Origin of the sequence: Nostoc sp. UHCC 0252 (assembly GCF_034931145.1) — a bacterium.
Classification (GTDB): Bacteria; Cyanobacteriota; Cyanobacteriia; order Cyanobacteriales; family Nostocaceae; genus Nostoc.
This window is the reverse complement of record NZ_JAYGHE010000010.1, coordinates 1-19,789: the sequence shown is the minus strand read 5'-3', so window position 1 is coordinate 19,789 and position 19,789 is coordinate 1. Positions and strand designations below refer to the sequence as shown.

The 19,789-nt window shown below is 40.9% G+C and carries 21 protein-coding genes; 15 read left to right on the top strand and 6 right to left on the bottom strand.

All coding sequences use genetic code 11. The features are described from left to right. Positions 1-26: 26 nt before the first annotated feature. On the bottom strand, positions 27-506 hold the full coding sequence (locus tag VB732_RS08965) for a protein tyrosine phosphatase family protein (RefSeq protein ID WP_323230467.1): 480 nt from the start codon (positions 504-506) through the stop codon (positions 27-29). 290 nt (positions 507-796) lie between these two features. Here VB732_RS08965 and VB732_RS08960 point away from each other — a divergent pair, with 290 nt between their 5' ends. Continuing rightward, positions 797-973, top strand: a complete 177-nt coding sequence (locus VB732_RS08960; RefSeq protein ID WP_323230465.1) for a hypothetical protein — start codon at positions 797-799, stop codon at positions 971-973. A 1,367-nt stretch (positions 974-2,340) separates the two neighbouring features. Here VB732_RS08960 and VB732_RS08955 read toward each other — a convergent pair. Beyond that, the gene (locus VB732_RS08955; RefSeq protein ID WP_323230464.1) at positions 2,341-2,562 is read right to left on the bottom strand and encodes a DUF4327 family protein; all 222 of its coding nucleotides are present in this window, start codon (positions 2,560-2,562) and stop codon (positions 2,341-2,343) included. A 307-nt stretch (positions 2,563-2,869) separates the two neighbouring features. On the opposite strand from VB732_RS08955, the gene VB732_RS08950 reads away from it, so the two are divergent. Next, a complete protein-coding gene (locus VB732_RS08950) occupies positions 2,870-4,102 on the top strand; it encodes a cysteine desulfurase-like protein (RefSeq protein WP_323230463.1) in 1,233 nt (410 codons plus the stop codon). 108 nt (positions 4,103-4,210) lie between these two features. On the opposite strand, the gene glp is transcribed toward VB732_RS08950, so the two are convergent. Together glp and VB732_RS08940 are read right to left on the bottom strand one after the other, a co-directional pair. Continuing rightward, a complete protein-coding gene (gene glp, locus VB732_RS08945; RefSeq protein ID WP_323230461.1) occupies positions 4,211-5,476 on the bottom strand; it encodes a gephyrin-like molybdotransferase Glp in 1,266 nt (421 codons plus the stop codon). Between the two features lie 49 nt (positions 5,477-5,525). After that, entirely contained in the window at positions 5,526-6,173 is a 648-nt protein-coding gene (locus VB732_RS08940) for a hypothetical protein (RefSeq protein ID WP_323230459.1), read from the bottom strand. 207 nt (positions 6,174-6,380) lie between these two features. Between VB732_RS08940 and VB732_RS08935 the strand changes: the two genes are divergently transcribed. The 12 genes from VB732_RS08935 to VB732_RS08880 all read left to right on the top strand — a co-directional run bounded on the left by VB732_RS08935 (position 6,381) and on the right by VB732_RS08880 (position 15,386). Continuing rightward, the gene (locus VB732_RS08935; protein ID WP_323230458.1) at positions 6,381-6,938 is read left to right on the top strand and encodes an RDD family protein; all 558 of its coding nucleotides are present in this window, start codon (positions 6,381-6,383) and stop codon (positions 6,936-6,938) included. Positions 6,939-6,981: 43 nt separating this feature from the next. Further along, complete coding sequence (gene rpmG / locus VB732_RS08930) at positions 6,982-7,176, top strand: 50S ribosomal protein L33 (protein ID WP_012411241.1); 195 nt, start codon at positions 6,982-6,984, stop codon at positions 7,174-7,176. Between the two features lie 2 nt (positions 7,177-7,178). Further along, on the top strand, positions 7,179-7,394 hold the full coding sequence (rpsR, locus tag VB732_RS08925; RefSeq protein ID WP_012411240.1) for a 30S ribosomal protein S18: 216 nt from the start codon (positions 7,179-7,181) through the stop codon (positions 7,392-7,394). A gap of 113 nt (positions 7,395-7,507) precedes the next feature. Further along, positions 7,508-9,568: a ribonuclease R family protein gene (locus VB732_RS08920; protein WP_323230457.1), complete on the top strand. Its 2,061-nt coding sequence runs from the start codon at positions 7,508-7,510 to the stop codon at positions 9,566-9,568. 116 nt (positions 9,569-9,684) lie between these two features. Continuing rightward, positions 9,685-9,969, top strand: a complete 285-nt coding sequence (locus VB732_RS08915; RefSeq protein ID WP_323230456.1) for a type II toxin-antitoxin system ParD family antitoxin — start codon at positions 9,685-9,687, stop codon at positions 9,967-9,969. After that, the gene (locus VB732_RS08910; protein WP_323230455.1) at positions 9,969-10,274 is read left to right on the top strand and encodes a type II toxin-antitoxin system RelE/ParE family toxin; all 306 of its coding nucleotides are present in this window, start codon (positions 9,969-9,971) and stop codon (positions 10,272-10,274) included. Before VB732_RS08915 ends, VB732_RS08910 begins: the two co-directional genes overlap by 1 nt. 83 nt (positions 10,275-10,357) lie before the next feature. Then, positions 10,358-10,555: a 50S ribosomal protein L35 gene (gene rpmI / locus VB732_RS08905; RefSeq protein WP_323230454.1), complete on the top strand. Its 198-nt coding sequence runs from the start codon at positions 10,358-10,360 to the stop codon at positions 10,553-10,555. A 19-nt stretch (positions 10,556-10,574) separates the two neighbouring features. After that, positions 10,575-10,931: a 50S ribosomal protein L20 gene (gene rplT, locus VB732_RS08900; RefSeq protein WP_010997578.1), complete on the top strand. Its 357-nt coding sequence runs from the start codon at positions 10,575-10,577 to the stop codon at positions 10,929-10,931. 12 nt (positions 10,932-10,943) lie between these two features. Continuing rightward, complete coding sequence (locus tag VB732_RS08895; protein ID WP_323230453.1) at positions 10,944-11,759, top strand: transporter substrate-binding domain-containing protein; 816 nt, start codon at positions 10,944-10,946, stop codon at positions 11,757-11,759. A 90-nt stretch (positions 11,760-11,849) separates the two neighbouring features. Beyond that, positions 11,850-12,374 (top strand): tetratricopeptide repeat protein, encoded by a 525-nt coding sequence (locus tag VB732_RS08890; protein ID WP_323230452.1) that lies wholly within the window; start codon positions 11,850-11,852, stop codon positions 12,372-12,374. 299 nt (positions 12,375-12,673) lie between these two features. After that, positions 12,674-14,698 (top strand): primary-amine oxidase, encoded by a 2,025-nt coding sequence (locus VB732_RS08885; protein ID WP_323230451.1) that lies wholly within the window; start codon positions 12,674-12,676, stop codon positions 14,696-14,698. 118 nt (positions 14,699-14,816) lie between these two features. After that, the gene (locus VB732_RS08880) at positions 14,817-15,386 is read left to right on the top strand and encodes a peptidylprolyl isomerase (RefSeq protein WP_323230450.1); all 570 of its coding nucleotides are present in this window, start codon (positions 14,817-14,819) and stop codon (positions 15,384-15,386) included. A 374-nt stretch (positions 15,387-15,760) separates the two neighbouring features. On the opposite strand, the gene VB732_RS08875 is transcribed toward VB732_RS08880, so the two are convergent. Continuing rightward, positions 15,761-15,994: an EF-hand domain-containing protein gene (locus VB732_RS08875; protein WP_323230449.1), complete on the bottom strand. Its 234-nt coding sequence runs from the start codon at positions 15,992-15,994 to the stop codon at positions 15,761-15,763. Positions 15,995-16,555: 561 nt separating this feature from the next. Here VB732_RS08875 and VB732_RS08870 point away from each other — a divergent pair. Further along, positions 16,556-18,436, top strand: coding sequence for an ABC transporter ATP-binding protein (locus tag VB732_RS08870; protein ID WP_323230448.1), 1,881 nt, complete (start codon positions 16,556-16,558; stop codon positions 18,434-18,436). A gap of 371 nt (positions 18,437-18,807) precedes the next feature. On the opposite strand, the gene VB732_RS08865 is transcribed toward VB732_RS08870, so the two are convergent. Beyond that, positions 18,808-19,749 (bottom strand): hypothetical protein, encoded by a 942-nt coding sequence (locus VB732_RS08865; protein ID WP_323230447.1) that lies wholly within the window; start codon positions 19,747-19,749, stop codon positions 18,808-18,810. Positions 19,750-19,789 lie beyond the last annotated feature (40 nt).

The following is a 19,789-nucleotide window of genomic DNA, read 5'->3' as shown; positions in this document are numbered from 1 at the left end:
GGGAGAGGTTTCTTAAACTCGCTGTTTCAGCAAGTAGGGACAGCTACTTTCGCATGCTTGTTAACGTAGTCCACAAATAATTGCTTCAGCCGGGGACTAACGCCAGCATGTTCAAAGAATCCAAAACCCAGATTCTTAGCTTTTGCCAAGGTTTCTTCTGGTGTTAATCCTTCTTGGATAGCAATACTTAAAAGCGCAATTCCAGTTGATCTCATCCCGGCTGCACAATGCACAACTGCTGGTTTAGGGATTTGTTCAAGTGTTCTGAGGATTTTGGTAATCGCCTCTTCATTTAAATTTTTTAAATCCACCTTGAGTGGAACATTTGTATAATGCAGCCCCAATGCTTCCGCTACTTTTTGCTCATCCTGGGAAAATCCTAGCTCATCAGGCGATCGCAGATTTAGGATGGATTTAAAACCTTCTTGGATAGCTTGCTCAAGCTGTTTTGGTATGACTTGTCCTGTAGTCGTTAAGTTTTCGTTAATCTGTATGGCGTTGATCACATTCACTCCTTTTTACTTTTTAATAGCTTCCAGCTTGGTAAATAATCGAATCAGCAAGCTTTGAGAAGATTATTCAAATAAGCAGTGCAAAATTAGCTAAATATCAAACGATATTGCTTAATTAATTCAAAATCTGCCTTTTGAAGCCGATTATTTTATTGCTTTATCCATAATATACGGTTTGCCGATAGGATTAATGATGATTAAAAGTAATTATAGCTTTTGTCATCATATTTACATTTACTTATATTTATCCCTACGGCATTAGAACTCCTGCACGAATAGATAGTATGGAAAAATACGGGCCAAGAAAGAGCGACGAGCTACGAACAAATAAAAACCTACCGTCAGCAGAATTTAAACGGCTATACTCCGATGCATATTGTCATACTTGGGCGAATGGTAGAAATACTCAAAGTGGGGCGATCGCACTTATTAGTGGTATTGGAATATTGGCAAAAGTGTAGTTATACGAATTTATCTGAAGATAATTTGATAATTTTCTAAATAACCTAAAGTTATTGCTTAAAAGACCTATAAGAATCTGGTTTTATTCTAGAAATTAGGGAACATTCCAATTTGGCAAAAATATAGGAAACTGATGTAAAAACCCTTTAAATATTCTTCTTTTTGTGTCCTTTGTGTTCTAACCTGCGGAAAGCCACTTTGCGTCTATGCGGTTCGTTTTTATTCTTTGGGATAACTCAGAATCCCGTATGTAAATTAAACTTGTACATTTGAGATGCTCCCTAAAATTACTTGGCTTCGTAGGCAACAAGATTACAGAAGATTAAGGTGTACCAAGTTTTATTTCAAAAATTTCAGTATAACAAAAAGAATCTTTTCTCCTATGCTCTTGCCTTTTAAGCTAAATGAGCATTGCTACACCGCGCTGCACGAACAGAAATCAAAACTAACTCTTGTATAAAAAATATTATGGCTTATTAAGTATCTTAAACTTCTTCACAAGTTCCTCATTTTTCTAAATTATAGTCAAAACATAAACACGTTTTTTAAATATCTAAGGGCTTACCGACTAATTACTCTAGTTTGCAACCCACTTTTAGTAACAGGATTTTACAAAAAGATGAATTACTGTCCTTGCTGTTCAAATTTACTTTTAGAACATATAAGCCGTACAAAGAGTTACTGGTTTTGCCGCCACTGCTGGCAAGAAATGCCTGTTTATAATTTGAATGAATCTAGCTCATTTACCGAGGCTGTCACAGGAAATATATCTAGAAAACCTCAAAAACAAAAACGTATAAACACTACTGTTTACGCAAACCAATTGCAACCTATCAACGAATGGATAGGGCTGCAAAACTTGTCCGCCTAATATCTAATTACTGGAATCAATTGAGTGTGATTTTTTGCCATTTTTCAGTAACTAATTGTCAGGAAATACGAGGACGTAGCCCATCTATAAGAGACCATTTATAAAGTAAACCTAAAATTGTAGGGTGCGTTAAAGCAGCGCGTAACGCACCTAAAAATATGGTGTTTTACGGCTAAATTAAACTTTCTCAAACCCTCAAATTCCTAAACAGCCGTAACACACCCTACTTAATATTTACTTTATAAATAACCTCTAAGGTATTCACTGACATAGCTAAAAAGTTGAAGGAAGCAGGAGTAATAAATCATCCGGGGTTAAATCCTCGGATGATTTTGAGCTACTGAATGAGAGTGATGATCTGAACTTCATATTACTTCAATAATCTCTTGTTTAAAACCCCCGATTTAACTCGAGGATTTTAAATTATGAAAAATGAATTTTTAACTGTGATTTTATTAATATATTTCTCATGTGTTACGGCTTCTATATGCACCCTCAATCATCTTCCCAAGATTCGTGATTGAGCAAGTCTATAATTCTATCTCTGAGTAAAAATTCATTTTTTTCTAACTCAAGTTCAAAATTAATCCATTCACGATGAGGAATATATTTACACAGGGTATAAATTGCCTGTTGACGGTTAACAAGTCTCTTTTTAACAAGTTTAAGAGCTTCTTTCTTGATAACTTCGATGTCGTATTTAATCGTAGTGTTCATAGGTCGTTCCTTTATTTTCAATCAAGGAATTAAGAATCAAAACAATAATTTATTTGACTCTACCTTAAACTTATCAAATAAATTGGCGAGAATTGTGAAGAATCAAGACATTAATTCATGCTAAAAGTTAAATATCTCAGTAAGCTCGTATTCAAGTCTTAAAATATACCTTTTACCACAGAGATTATTGCAAATAAAGAAAGCTAGCAGAAGAAGTTGTAAATACCAAAAGAGGATGTGGATGCTCTCTGTGCGACTTACCCAAAGGTAGGTTAGGGTAAATAACATTCTCTACAAAACTTATACTATGCTTTTAAATCTTGATAAAGTTCGTCAATATTTTCCCGCTCTCGCTGGTGAATGGACTTTTTTTGATAATGCTGGCGGGTCACAAACCCTAAAAAAGGTAGTAGATAGAATTAGCGAATTTCTTCTGAGTTCTGATGTCCAGTTGGGAGCTTCTTATGCCGTTTCTCAACTTGCGGGAGAACGATTGGCTTTAGCAACTAGGGGAATGGCTACTTTCGTTAATGCTAATTATCCTAAAGAAATAGTTATGGGCCCATCTACGACAATGATGTTGAAAGTTCTCTCAATTTGTCTGGGTCAAACTTTTACACCTGGTGATGAGATTATTGTAACTAATTGTGACCATGAAGCCAATATTGGCGCTTGGGTCGCTTTGGAAAAACAAGGAATGAAGGTTAAAGTATGGCAAATTCGCCCAGATACCTTAGAACTTCATTTAGCAGATTTAGAACCATTGATGAGCCAGCGTACAAAACTAGTAGCTTTGACTCATGCTTCTAATGTTTTAGGAACTATCAACCCTATTAAAGAAATTGCTACATTTGTACACGATCGCAATGCAATGATTTGTGTGGATGGTGTAGCTTATGCACCACACAGATTAGTTGATGTCCAAGATTTGGATGTTGATTTCTATGCTTTGAGTTGTTATAAAGTCTACGGCCCACACCATGCCTTACTTTATGGCAAAGAAGAACATTTGTTAAGATTGCCTGGACTTAATCATTATTTTATTGACCAGACAGACATACCTTATAAATTTCAGTTAGGGAACGTCAATTTTGAATTAAGTTATGGAATGTTAGGTTTATGCGATTATTTAAGTGAGTTAGCGCAACTGCACTATGGCGATCGCACTGCACCTGATTTGAGAAGTCAAATGGTGCAGGCATTTGATTTAATGAGCATACATGAAGAAAAGATTAGCGATCGCCTCTTAAGCTACCTCAACAGCAAGCCGAATGTGCGAGTAATTGGTCAATCAAAGGCTGACCGAGAATTTCGCGTACCGACTATATCTTTTGTAGTAGACGGAATGAATAGCTCAACCATTCCCGCAAAAATTGACCAGCATTACATTGGGATTCGCTACGGAGACTTTTACGCTAAACGGCTCATCGAATACCTGGGGTTAGCTTCACAAGGTGGAATAGTCCGGGTGAGTATGGTACATTACAACACCCTTGAAGAAGTTAACAGCCTAATTGAGGCTTTTGAGCAGTTATTTTAAGATTGGGAATTGGGGACAAGGGGAAAGACTTGTTTCAAGTTCTCACCTCTTGTCCCCTTGTCCCCCTGCCCCCTGCCCCCTTGCTTCTTCCCCATTCCCAATTCCCAATTACCCATTCCTAAGCCGCAAAACTTGCACCTCTTCTTGTGGGTAAATTAATGTTTTACCCACCGGGAGAACAGCTAAGGCATCGGTTTGAGCTAAATTAATTAAATTGCCGGAACTGTGACTACCACCAGCTTTGTGAAATTCATAAACTCCATCAATTAAATGCAATTTACCCCAAAGGTAAGTTTCCCGCTTGCCATCCGATCGCAACTCATCATGCGATCGCACTTTCAAAAATGCTGGTTCCCAACCTTCAGTAATTCCCGAAAGTTTCTTGATTGCTGGTAGCACAAACCGCCAAAATGTCACTAGTACAGCCGCAGGGTTTCCTGGTAAACCAAAATAAAGTGGGGAGTTTGTAGAGACGCGATTCATCGGGTCTGTACTGGGGAAAGTGGCGACAGTCAGGGGTTTCCCTGGTCTCATTTCCACGGATCGAATGTGGATTTTTGCTCTTAGTGACTCTAGAATTTTATCAACATAGTCATAATCTCCCACTGAGACACCACCAGAAGAGAGAACTATATCAGCGATCGCAACGGCATGGGCAATAACTCTCTCTAGAACAACTGGATCATCCTTCACAATGCCTAACAATATTGGTTCTGCGCCACTCTCCTTTACCAAAGCTGCGATCGCATACTGATTGGAATCCACAATTTGCCCTGATTGCAACGGTTGATCAACAGTCACCAACTCATCACCAGTGGAAAAAATTGCTACACGCGGACGACGGTAAACATTTAATTGCGGACATTGCGCTGCCGCCAATACAGCTATTTCTGAGGCATTTAACTTAATTCCGGCTGGTAATAGTTGTGTTCCAGCTTGGTAAAAAGATGCTTTATGTCTGACAAATTCTTGTGGTTTTGGTGCAGCCAGGATAAATACGCGGTTTTCCTCTCGGCGTGTTTTCTCTTGCATGACTACAGTATCCGCACCGGCTGGAATCACCGCACCTGTGAAAATCCGCGCGGCTTCTCCTGATTGAATCGTAGATTTGGGCTGATACCCAGCCGGAATATCTTCAACAATTTCTAAAACGGCGGGTTGTTCGGCGCTGGAATGCTGCACATCTTCATAGCGAACTGCGTAACCATCCATTGCCGAATTATCCCAATGGGGGAAATCTAGCGGACTGGTGACAGGTGTTGCCAAAATCCGGCTATCGGCTGCCAATAAATCTACAACTTCTGTATTCCGTTGATAATCCAACGGTTGTATTAAATTTAAAATAATTGCTTGTGCATCGCTGACTGATACCATAGCGATCGCCTCCAACTTTTTACTTTATCCCTCTGAGCAATTTTAGATTTTAGATACTTCGACTTCGCTCAGTACAAGTTTTGGATTTTGGATTGAATTTCTCTTTGAGGGTAAATCCTAAACTCCACGCTGCTAGTAAACCGATAATTATGCTTCCTTCGGGGACTTTGGATACCTGAACCGAATTGTTACTCAAATCTAGTATTTGCTTTGCGCCTGCTGCATCCCTATTGTTAAAACCAAATTCTTTAGCTAGAACCTCATCGCTAAAACCTTCATCTATAAGTGCGAGATTATTATTAAGCCAGGTGTCGCCAGGAAGTTCATCATCCTTACCAACATCGAAGGGGCCAAAGATTTGCTCGGTAGTGTTATCAAAGTTAAATCTCAAAAAGTTGTAGTTAGACACACTATTAACCACTGGTGTGAAACTATTTATTAAAGTATTCAATGGATTGAAGAAGTAAATAGATAAAGACTGCAAGTTCTTCATAGTCCCCAAACCTGTTTCCGAAATGACACTGGGAGCAGTTGTTGTATCGTAGTTAAATGAACCCTTAACTGAATAACCAGCGTCTCCCTTCCAGCTAAAGTTGAACTCAGCAGCATCAGCTAGATCGTGGGTGGTTATGGCGATCGCTAATGCTACAGTAGTCGCCACCATCTCAATAGCCGTTTTAGAAAATAGATGTGTCATAAATACAACTTCCAAATAGTTTTTACAACAATACAATACGATATTTTTCAAAAGCAGACTCTTGTGCAATGGGCAGCATGAATGCCCTAATTATGAGACTTTTCTCTGTAGGTAACGGTTTAAACGCCAAACCCAAGTCATCACTTTAATATAAAAAGCAAGAGCAATCATTATTCTCCAATCCCTAAATAAAAATACCTATTTTGTATGACTCTTGAACGACTTCCCCAAAAACACTACCCCAAGGCTGAAATAGGGCGGCGAGCTATGGCATTAGGACTTGATTTCCTCGGTGTCTGGTTAGTCAGTTCTCTACTGGGAGGCGGCGATATCGGTATCCAATTTTTGCAAATCCTAGTTTTTGTGATATCTTGGCTGATTTTGCGGGTACTAGTGCCATACAACAATCAAGGGCAAAGTTTAGGGCGTTGGGCGTTCGATTTAAAGGTGTTAGAAGTCGAAGATGGAGAAGTAGTGAGCAGAATTCCAGATTTGCTCTCACTAGTGAAGCGAGAGGCAATTATCGGCTTGGGTGCTTTATTAGTGTCAATTGCCCTGAGCAATATTAGAGCCAATCCCACTGCTATACTGCTAGTACTTCCCCTAGCAATTGATTGCGGCACTGCCTTATCTGATACCCAGATGCGGCAGGCTTTACACGATCGCTATTGTGGAACTTTCATCGTTTCGTCGCGTCGTGGCTACTCACTTGATATAAAAATTAAAAGATTAGTTGAAAATATGCGACGGAATGTGAGAAGATAGTCATTTGTGTTAAATCTCTTCAGGCTCCACTGTTTGTAAGATTATGGCTAAGAGTAAAGGTGCCCGCATTATCATCACACTAGAGTGTACTGAGTGCCGGACAAATTCAGATAAGCGTTCTGCTGGTGTTTCACGCTATACCAGCACCAAGAATCGCCGCAACACCACCAACAGGCTAGAACTGAAAAAGTTCTGCACCCACTGCAACAAACATACTGTTCACAAGGAAATTAAGTAGAGATGAGTTATTTCCGTCGTCGCCTTTCTCCGATCAAGCCAGGAGAACCAATCGATTATAAAGATGTTGATTTACTGCGTAAGTTTGTCACCGAGCGGGGTAAGATATTGCCACGGCGGATTACTGGGCTTACGTCTCAGCAACAGCGAGAGTTGACATTAGCAATTAAACGTTCGCGGATTGTGGCTTTGTTGCCATTTATCAATGCGGAAGGCTAAAAAGAGTGATGAGTTATGAGTCATGAGTGATGAGTTAAGAATCAAAACTCCTAACTCCTAACTCCTAACTTGAAACTATTTAAACTGTTCACCAAAATTAAAGTGCGAGAGTTGTGGAGAAGGGGACGCTAGTTGAATTTAGGGTTCAAGGCGATCGCCGTCTGGGGATCGTAGAACGCCCAGACGGTAAAACCCGCTGGTTTGTGGTAGACGACCGTGGTCAGTCCCACAGCCTCGCGCCTAGACAAATAACTTATACAGTTACCGGACAGACCTACAAATCCTCTGAGATTGCCAGCTTTTTGGAGCAAGTCAGCCCTTATTTAGACCCATCTAGCTTAGAGGTAGCTTGGGAAATATTGGTTGAAGATGGGGAAACAATTACCCCAGACCAAATGGCGAATCTGCTATTTTCCGAATCAGCCGCGCCTCATTGTTACGCCGCCTATTGCTTGTTATCAGACGACAAACTTTATTTCAAGCAAAAAGGAGACGCTTATGAAGCCCGAACTGCTGCTCAGGTAGCAGAACGCAAGCACCAGATGGAAGTAGAGGCATTAAAAGCTAAAGGACAGCAGGAATTTTTAACTCGTGTAGAGCAGGCGCTCAAAGGTGAAACAGTAGAGTGGGGTCGCCACGATCGCCAGCGCCTAGAAGGACTCGAAAAATACGCAGCGTTGCTTGCTGATACAGTGCGGACAGGGGTAAATTATGACTCCTTAGCTCGCGCTTATCCGCCCAGCGCTCCAGTATTAGAAACTATGACCATGCTGGGACGACCCACAACGCCTCAAGGGGCCTTTCAACTATTAGTAGATTTGGGTTACTGGAGTCCTTATGAAAACTTGTTCCTGCGGCGTTCTTCAATTCCGATCCAATTTCCTAATAAGGTATTAGAAGTGGCGCAACAGCGTTTGGATTTCCCCCCAATTGACTCAGATACAAACCGCCTTGATCTGACTCACCTAAAGGTCTACACCATAGATGATGAAACCACCACAGAGATCGACGATGGTCTAAGTTGGGAAATTCTGCCCGATGGACGGGAGCGCCTGTGGGTGCATATCGCCGATCCCACTAGATGGTTAGTGCCGGAAGATGAATTAGATTTGGAAGCCAGAAAGCGCGGTAGCACAGTCTATTTACCTACGGGGATGATTCCTATGTTCCCAGAGGTATTGGCAACTGGGCCAATGAGTCTAATCCAGGGACGAGTTTGTTGCGCCCTCAGCTTCGGAATTATTTTAGGTACAACTGGGGGAGTAGAAGACTACAGCATTCATACCAGTTCTATTAAGCCGACTTATCGCCTCACCTACGAAGATGTAGACGAAATGCTGCAATTACGGGTACAAGCAGAACCAGAAATTGCTGCGATCGCAACTTGGGCACAAAAACGCAAAGCTTGGCGTTATGCTCAAGGGGCAATTAGCATCACAATGCCCGAAGCGATGATCAAAGTCAAAGATGACGAGATCAACATTGACATTTTGGACGATTCCCCATCACGGCAAGTAGTCGCAGAAATGATGATTGTTGCCGGTGAAGTTGCGGCTCGTTATGGTAAAGCTCATAACATACCTCTGCCCTTTCGCGGTCAGCCCCAACCGGAATTACCACCAGAGGAAGAATTGCTGTTACTTCCCGCCGGATTCGTTCGCGCTTGCGCCATGCGTCGTTGTATGCCCAAGAGCGAAATGAGCATTACGCCTCTGCGCCATGCTGGTTTGGGTTTGGATACCTACACTCAAGCAACCTCTCCCATCCGCCGCTACAGTGATTTGCTTACCCACTTTCAACTTAAAGCCCATTTGCGGGGTGAAGTTTTACCATTTACCGCAGATCAACTTAAGGAAGTGATGATGACAGTCACCAGCATTACTCAAGAGGTGACGATGGTAGAACGGCAAACTAATAGATATTATGCTCTAGAGTATTTACGCCGTCATCCAGAGGAAACTTGGGATGTCACGGTGTTGATGTGGTTGCGGGAAGACAGCAACTTGGCCCTAATTTTGATCGAAGATTTGGGCTTGCAGTTACCAATGGTTTTCAAACGTTCTGTGAACTTGGGCGAACAGATATTGGTGAAAGTTAGCCACGCCGATCCGCAAAAAGATATGATTCAGTTTCAAGAAATAGTTTATCAAGAAGCCCAAACAGCAGCGAATTAACTAATTTGTCATTTGTAATACTCGTTAAAGGCTAGTCTTATCAATTACGAATTGTTTTAGCCTTGCTCTAACCCCTGTCGGTTAGGATATAGGGTAAATGGAATGAGGTAATAGTCGTGAATATATCTTTGACCCCAGAACTGGAGCAGTTGGTTAAGGATAAAGTTAGTAGCGGTAAATATCACTCAATTAGTGAAGTGATGGGTGAAGCATTGAGATTGCTAGAAGAACGCGATCGCATTCGAGATCAGCGTCTAGCAGAATTGAAAGCTAAAATCCAAGTTGGTATCGAAGAGCTCGAACGTGGTGAAGGAATTGATGGTGAAGAGGTATTTGCAGAAATAGAAGAAGACATTCGACGTGCTGAAGCCCAAATACAACAACCTGAGGCTGCTAAATAATGAGTAGGTGTATTTTAGCGCCTTCAGCTAGATTAGATTTGAAAGAAATTAGCAGCTATATTGCCCGCTTTAATCCTGATGCGGCTCGAAGACTCAACAAAAAAATTATACAGCAGTGTAAACTGTTGGCTGATTTTCCTAATATGGGGCAAAGTTGCGATAATTTTGCCAGCGCTTTACGGAGTTTCCCTGTAGAAGATTATTTGATATTTTATCGTCCCATTGATGGCGGTGTGGAAGTTGTGCGTGTTGTCAGTGGTTATCGAGATTTAGAGACAGTTTTCTTAAATGACGATATCCTTTAGTAGTTGTTTAAATCCTTTATTTAATTTCCATTACAGCAATTTTATTAGTATAATAATGGATCGTGTCGAATTAAAGCTATACCATGCCTAAACTCAAGACTCGTAAAGCCGCAGCGAAGCGATTCCGTGCCACCGGCACCGGTAAAATCGTCCGTCGGAAAGTTGGCAAAAGCCACCTTTTAGAACACAAAACTTCCGACAAAAAGCGTAGCATGTCCAAGACTGCCCTTGTACATGAACGCGATGAACTCAACGTGCGCTTGATGCTCCCATATTTGTAAGTCCTTCAGGAAATAAGTTATGACTCGGGTAAAACGCGGTAATGTAGCTCGGAAGCGCCGCAATAAAATTCTCAAACTAGCTAAAGGTTTTCGCGGTTCTCACTCAACCCTGTTTAGAACTGCCAACCAACAAGTAATGAAGGCACTACGCAGTGCCTACCGCGATCGCAAAAAGAAAAAGCGCGATTTTCGTCGCCTCTGGATCACCCGCATCAACGCGGCTTCAAGACAACACGGCTTGAGCTACAGCCAGTTGATCGGTAACTTGAAAAAAGCTGATATCCAACTAAATCGCAAGATGTTGGCACAATTAGCAGTCCTCGATCCGGCTAGCTTTGGCAAAGTTGCGGAACTAGCAAGTCAAGCTAAAGGATAAAGGTGGCAAGGGATGTATAACAGATGTAACGGATGGCAAGTAATTTCTCGGTTACATCTGGTATTATCCGCCATTATTTTTTGGATATCTTGCTTTTCCATAGTAGGGACAGGATTTACTGCATCTGCCGCCGAAATGCCAGAAATTCAGCAGCGTGGCTATCTAACTGTTGCTGTCAAAGATAACTTGCGTCCCTTGGGATTTAGAGATGCTAACGGTAATTTGCAAGGCTTAGAAATTGACTTAGCACAGCGATTAGCCCTTGATTTAGTTGGGAAAGCAGATGCTGTCAAATTGGAACCTGTAGCGAATCGCGATCGCCTGTCTGTAGTCTTAGACAAGAAAGTTGATTTTGCGATCGCTAGGGTGACAGCAACTGAATCTCGCAGCCGCATAGTTAGTTTCAGTGTTCCCTACTATTTGGATGGCACTGTATTAGTTACAAAAGATGGCTCTGTGCAGCAGTTAAGTGATTTGGCAAAACAAAAAATTGCCGTCTTGAATAACTCCAGTACCATTGCTAGAGTTCGGTACTATGTGCCAAACGCCGAGTTGGTAGGAGTAAATTCATATCAAGAAGCACGAGAGAAAATAGAAAGTGATGCCGCCGTCGCCTTTGCCGCCGACGCTACCGTTCTAAGCGGTTGGGTACAACAATATCCTCAATATCGGCTACTGCCAACTAAGCTATCAACTGAACCCTTGTCTGTAGTTATGCCCAAGGGATTGCAGTACGATGAATTAAGACGAAACGTGAATCAAGCGATCGCTCGTTACCTAGAACAAGGTTGGCTCCAGCAACGCTCTCAATATTGGGGTTTACCTTAAGTTGGTCATTAGTCATTAGTCATTAGTGAATAACAAATGACAAAGGACAAATGACGAATAACAAACTTTATAATATTTGTATTTACAGCAATGGATAACAGTCTAGCCGTTGTTTATCTCTCAGTTTTGGTGGGTATACTCACAATCGCAGCCGTGGGTGTTTTTCGCCAAATTTTCAAAACTCGCAAGATTGAAGGCTCCTTTGCAAAATTGCGAAAGAAGTTAGAGAAAGAAAAGGGTACGACTCAAGAATATTATGAGTTAGCCAGTATTTATTCAGAAAAAAAACTGTATTCCCAAGCGATCGTGCTGTTTCAAAAAGCAATTAAAACTGCCGAAGAAGAGGGAGAAGAAAATATTGCCCCTATTTACAACGGGCTGGGTTATATTTATTTTGCCCAAGAGCAATATGATCTCGCAATTCGCCACTATAAAGAAGCCCTGAAAGCTAAACCAGACTATGTAACAGGGTTGAATAATCTTGCTCACGCTTACGAGAAGAAAAAATTAACTACTCAGGCGTTACAAAGTTATGAAGAAGCACTAAAGTTGGATCCAAATAACCCTATTGCTAAACGCCGTGCTGAATCTTTACGCCGTTTGGTTTCAGCTTAATTTCAAGGGTATCAAATAATTTTGGATTTTATATTTCAGATTGAGCAACGCAAGATAAATGCGCTTGCTCTTTTTTATCCAACAGAATTCAGGAGTTATATCATGTTCGACTTAATACTTATGTCATTGCGAGCGAAGCGCGGCAATCGCATTTGCAAATTAATTTGGCTTTAGCTTCTATATTTTATCGGGTTTCAATTTGAGACTTGGAAATAGATAACTATAAGTCTTTTGTAAAAGTGTAAAAGATGATATAGCGGTTCCCAACCTAGTGAGGTACGTTTTCAAAGCTACTAACCTTGGTAAACAAGATTTGGGTGTACCTCAGTAGACTAGGAAACGCTATAAAGCGGCTAAAGCGTTTTTGGTGGCTAGCTATTGCCATCATTGTTGTCATTTCTATCTCATTAGGACTAATGGGAATACTGACGGCTCAACAACCTTCGATTTCCCATCCTCTCGCTTCGCTAACAGAGGCAGAAATTAATACAGCTGTTTCGGTCATTCAAAGAGAAAAAACTTTGAGCGAAATGGCAGCTTTTCCACTTATTGCTTTACAAGAACCAGATAAAGAAGAAGTTCTAAAATTTACACCTGGTAAAGCTTTTGGACGAAAAGTTTTTTTGGCAATCTATGAGCGATCGCAAAACAAAACTTATGAGGGTATCGTTGACCTGAGAAGCAAAACCTTAAGTTCTTGGAAAGAAATCCCCTCTGTCCAACCTGCGATCGTTACTTCAGAATATGAACTGGCAACTCAGGTAGTTAAAGCCGATCCCCGATGGCAAAAAGCGATGCGAAGGCGGGGAATTACCGATTTCGATCGAGTCAAAATCAGTTCATGGGCCCCAGGAATCCTAAGTCAGCAGGAAGAAGCGGCAGGTAATCGTCTTTGCCGCAGCTTATCTTACTACCAGGGCGATCGCTGGAACTATTACGGTAGTCCGATTGAAGGAGTGGTGGCAACTGTCAATTTGAACACAGGTAAAATCGTCAGTTTCGTTGATCAGGGAAACGTACCTTTTTCTAAAGAAAACTGGAACTACGATCTAAAATCTTTGGGCAAATTACTTTCACCGCTTAAAGTATTAAAACTTCTTCAACCTAACGGTAAAAGTTTTCAAATCAAAGACAATGAAGTTAGCTGGCAAGGTTGGAAGTTTCGGTATTTAATGCATCCCCGTAGTGGATTGGCGTTGTATCAAGTGACATACGATGACGGGAAAAATGTTAGACCAGTTTTATACCGCGCTAGCCTATCCGAAATGGTAGTTCCTTACGGCGATCCAGATCCCACTTGGTCGTTTAGGAATGCATTTGACGTTGGGGAATATAATCTTGGTTTGCTAGCAAATACGATGGAGTTAGGTAAAGAAATTCCTGAAAACGGGCTTTTGCTGAATGCTGTATTTGCTAATGAGCAGGGAGAACCTTATAAGATACCAGGGGTTATCGGTATCTATGAACGCGATCGCGGCATGTTATGGAAACACTATGATTACAATACTCAGCGCAATGATGTCCGTCGCAGTCGAGAATTAGTGATGTCAATGACTACGGCCATTGACAACTATGATTACAGCCTTAATTGGATCTTTCACCAGGATGGGACTTTGGAAGTCCAAAATGAGTTAACAGGTATCGTGCTGACGCAAGGAACGGCTGCTCAAGCACAATCTGAGGATAATCCCTATGGTCGGCTAATTGCTAAAAATATCTTTGGAGTAAATCACCAGCACTTTTTCAACTATCGCCTAGATTTCGATGTCGATGGTCAGGCTAATTCTGTGATGGAAATGAACGTAAAAGCTTTACCAATGGATGAGAAAAATCCATTAGGAAATGCGATCGCAGTTGCAGAAACCCCACTCCCTAAAGAAACGGCTGCTGTGCGCGATTTGGATATGAAAAGCAGTCGGGAATGGATGATTGTTAGTGCAGACAAGAAAAATCCGCTAGGGGCTGCACCTGGATATATGCTGATGCCTGAAGGAAATTCTGTATTTTTCCCAGTGGAAGGTTCAAAAATCCGTCAAAAGGCAGAATTTGCGACTCATCACCTTTGGGTAACAAAATATAAGCCTACTGAACTCTATGCTGGTGGTGATTATCCCAACCAGACTCAACCAGGACAGGGTTTACCTAAATATATTGCAGACGATGAATCCTTGATGGGTGAAGATATCGTGATATGGTACACAATGGGCGTAACTCATATTCCGCGATCGGAAGATTGGCCTGTGATGCCCGTTCACCGGGTTGGCTTTAAGCTAGTTCCGAGAGGGTTCTTTAGCCGGAATCCAGCGATAAATTTGCCAGAGTAAAATATTCCTTTGCTCAAGTTTTCTTCATTCAGTTTTTTGTCATGTCTAAAGGGAGCAACTTGAATGCTGATAAACTTATATAGGTCAAATACAGGCAGTTGTTAAAATAGGATATCTAATGAACTTTCCAGAAATTAATATTCCCGGTAGTGGCAAGCTGCACGCTCGTTTAATTACTTCCTTGGGTGAAATTGTAGTTCGTTTAGAGGAAGAACGAACTCCCAACACCGTCAAAAATTTTGTAGGTCTAGCAACTGGAACAATCGACTGGAAAGACCCTAAAACTGGTGAATCTGGTAAAGGAACTCCAGCTTACGACGGAGTTCGCTTTCACCGAGTAATCCCTGATTTTATGATTCAGTGTGGTGATCCCCTGAGTCGTTATCAAGATATGGCTAACCGATGGGGTACTGGTGGCCCAGGATATCAATTTGAGGATGAGTTTCATCCTGAATTGAGACATACTGGTGCAGGTATCCTGTCGATGGCTAATGCTGGACGCGGTACAAATGGTTCGCAATGGTTCATTACAGAAGCACCAACGCCTCATCTTGACAACAAACACAGTGTTTTTGGTGAAGTTGTCCAAGGTTTAGATATAGTCAGCAAGATTGCTAATGTGCCTACGACTAGAGATCGTCCAAATCAAGAGATCGTGTTACAAAAAGTAGAAATTTTTCGGCAATAGCTAACACTATTTCCCTGAAAGACAATACGCTTGGGTTAAGTCTAAAAACTACAACTGGCGTAGGTTGGGGAGCCACTGCGCCCTTGCGGTTCCCCGACTTTAAGCAGGTGGCGTTTGAGGAGCGAAACCCAATATTATCGAGGCTTTGTTGGGTTTCGCTGCCGCTCAATCCAACCTACTATTTTTCTTAACCCAAGTGTATTTCCCTAAAATCTATATGTCTCAAGATTTTAGGGAGACGGTAGGGTAGGGAACTGTCTAGCCTGACTCTCTTCAACTTATCTAGTACAGAATGGTTATCGATTTACCAATGACCGTATAAAGGCAAATCCCTCTCTGGTGTCAATAGTGAGGGATTTTTAGGTATTGGGCTGCTAGTTTAAATTATTTGCTTTCTCAACTGCTTCCTTTAACTCTTTAAAGGTAATACTACCGTCTTTGTCTAAATCATAATTTACTAGCAATTCCTGGGGACTAGTACTATTTGTTTCTGATGAAATAATTGCACTTAAGCCAGGACTTAAAAAAAGATCATTAATGGATATTTTGCCATCTTGATCGGTATCTAAGGTATTAAAAAGAGATTGAAGCTCTTGCTCGGTTGCCATAGGTTTCTATCTAAATTAGTTTTTCAACTTAATATCTCATTAATTTCTGATCAATGTATCAAAATTAAATAAACTTGTATCTTTAGACGTAGAAACAGCTATCACTGGGGTTTAGATCGAGTGTACGCCGTGGGTTATAGGGTTTACAGTCTGACGATGAAAATAACTTGATTCTAATAAACTTGGTCTAACTGATAGAGAACTTCGACTTCCGGGCTATTTGGTAAAAAATTCAGCCCACATTGACCAATTAATTTGGCAGTAGCTTTTTCTACTACAGCCCACACACCAAAACCGTGCTGTTCCCAGTGTGTAATAAAAAAATTTAATATTTATCGTGTTACTTTTGTGACCTGACCTTTAGGTATAGTCCATCTAGGTGAATACCTCATAACTGCTAGGTTAGTCAAAATGGGAGCAAGTTCGTCCAGGTCTTGAGGAGTATAAGGTCTTAATAGTAGTCTTGCGGTTTCTATCTCAGGCATGGTATCAGAGTAGGAGGCCAAACACTACTTTAAACAAGAGTATTTTTTTTATAAACATTAATATAATGCTCTTACTATGAGCATCTACCAATCCCTGAAAAAATCTTATACGCAACCTCGTCGGCGTGAAAATGACTGGCGATTGTTTTTGCGTTTAGTGCCTTATGCCCGTCGTAACGGGAAACTATTGGCGCTATCGATGTCCTTACTCGTACCGATCGCACTAGCTAATGCCATCCAACCTCTGTTGATTGGCCAAGTTATCTCCCTAATTCGCAATGAACCTAGCGCTTACGAATTTCTCAGGAATCGTCCCTTGTCGCAAGGGCTAAATATTCTAGAGGGATTATTGTTGGTTGCGATCGCAATCCGATTGCTTTTAACAGGCTACCAGGGTTATTTAGTACAAAGACTAGGGCAAGAAATCACCGCCGCAATTCGCCAAGACTTATTTCAACACGTAACATCCCTAGCAGTACGGTTTTTTGACCGCACACCCGTAGGTAAATTAATCACCAGAATCACCAGCGATGTGGAAGTGCTAGGCGATGTCTTTTCTACTGGGGCAATTGGCATTGTGTCCAATATATTTTCTATGCTGGTGATTTTGGGGTTAATGTTCTCCATCCAATGGCAACTCACTTGCTTGTTGCTATTCATGCTGTTACCAGTAAGCTGGTTAATTGTTTACATTCAGCAACAGTACCGCAAAGCCAACTACAAAGGGCGGGAAGAACTTTCTATATTGAACTCACAGTTACAAGAAAATGTCCTCGGTATTAACGTCGTCCAGTTGTTTCGCAGAGAAAAATTTAATGCCGAACTGTTTCGCGCCACCAACAGCCGTTACACTCAGCAAATGGATCAAACCATTTTTTATGATTCATTTATTTCAGCAACTTTAGAATGGATTGGGCTGATTGCGATCGCAGCTGTTTTGTACATGGGTGGTTGGTTACTGTTAGGAAAAAGTTTAGCTTTTGGGACTTTATCTGCATTTATCTTGTATGCCCAGCGATTATTTGACCCTTTAAGGGATTTTGCCGAAAAATTTACAGTCATTCAAGCTGGTTTTACTGCCATTGAGCGCGTAGGCGATATATTAGACGAACCGATCGAAATCCGCGATCGCGCCAATGTGCGCTTCTCAATATTTGATGCTAAATTCGGTTACATAGACGAGATCGTTGCAAATTTAGAATCTCCAGATATCACTTCCCCGCCTGAACTGGGAGAGATTCGGTTTGATCACGTTTGGTTTGCTTACAAAAATGATGATTACGTAATTAAAGACTTAGATTTCACCATTCGTCCTGGAGAAAAAGTGGCATTAGTCGGCCCTACAGGTGCGGGTAAAACTTCGATCATCCGGCTTTTGTGTCGCCTCTACGAACCCAGCCAAGGACGTATTCTCATTGATGGCATAGATATTCGAGAAGTGCCACAAGCTGAACTGCGGCGCTACATGGCAGTAATTTTTCAAGAAGGCTTTTTGTTTGCTGGCGATGTTAAAAGCAACATTTCTTTAGGAGATGGCTATACCATTGAACAGATTCAACAAGCAGCAGAGCAAACCAATATTGCCCAGTTTATAGAAGAACTACCCCAAGGTTATGATACTCAACTTCGAGAACGGGGGACAAATATTTCTAGTGGTCAAAAGCAACTTTTAGCCTTTGCGCGGGCTGCTATTCGCGATCCCCAAATTTTAGTACTAGATGAAGCTACCGCTAGTTTAGATGTTGGCACAGAAGCTTTAGTTCAAGAGGCATTAAATCAGCTATTGCTCAGGCGTACTGCTATTATTATTGCTCACCGCTTATCTACGATTCGCAATGTAGATCGGATTTTTGTTTTGAAGCGTGGCGAATTAATCGAACAGGGAAGTCACGATCAACTACTGGAAGAAGGAGGACTTTATGCCACTCTGCATAATTTGCAGATGTTGGGAACTTAGGATATTTTCAGAATAAGCTCAACGGATAAAACAGCGATGTTTTCTAATGCGATGATTATTGGAGATTGAAGAAGAATTCAGGAGTCACAATGGGCTAAACCTTAGCTATACCATGTTCAGCAAATCACTTATAATATGTCATTGCGAATGCAACGAAGTGGAATAAAGCAATCACAAAGGTTTGGGATTGCCGCGCAACGCTTGCAATGACATAAGTATTAAGTCGAACATGATATAGCGGTTCCCATTCAGATGCGGTACAAGATTATATTGCAAGGTGTAGGGGCACGGCAGTGCCGTGCCCTTACGGGTGTACCTCACGTAAACGAGAACCGCTATATGACTCCTGAATTCTGTTTCGATAAAATGCTTTATCTCTCTTTGCTTCCTTCAAGTAATTTAGTTGTTTCTCCACTCGAACCATATAGCTCGACAAATCTTTTAAACAGCAATGCAGTCTCGTGATTTGAAGCCTTACTTGATTTGAATAAACGCCCGATGTTTTTATCAGCTAAAGCTCTTAGATAAGGCAAATCTTCAAATAGTGTCAAACAAGAAGCGAAATGCAATATTATTTGTAATAATGGCTTGGGCCATTCTAGATCACTATAAATATCTATAAAGAAGTGATGCTCTGAGTCATTTAACGGAAAAGCATTAAATATAACAATTATCCTTTTGTTATTGTAGACTGGAATACTCAGTTCAACCGTGTAAGGAGTATGTAATATTAAATCTACTTCCACAATCGGTTGTCGCCACATCCTTAAAGGATTAGCTGGCGAGTCTAGTATTGTTTGGAATTTGATTATTCCACCAGTATTAGTTGGCTGAAAGTGGCTAATCTGAAAAATTTTCAGGTTATTAAGGCTAAAGTTATGAACGGTTTCTAAATGTTTTAAGTTTAACAAATGATAAATTTGGCAAATATAAGGAAACGGTAAAATATACTCCTGGCTAATCATGTGAAGCTTTTTTACTTGAAGCTTATTAGCCTGAGTACGGGCGATATATTCTTGATACTGGCTAGGGTCTAAATCATTGCTGTTGAAGCTTTCATCTGGCTTGAGATATAGCCAACTGACAAAAAAGAAAGAGGCTGTAAATAATTGAAATGCCTCTATATAAGATAAATAACCATCAGCAAATGCAGCTATAGTTCTATCGGTTATTCCAAAAAGCCAAGATGGAATTCCAAATGCCCAGATATTACTTTTGATTCTATCTATAAAAAGTGCTATATCAACATTTGAGATATTACTGTCTTTATGTATACTTAATTGATTATTCTTCTTCAAACAACTAGAAAACATAATCTGTCGATTAACTTAATACTAGTAATATCATGTCCGG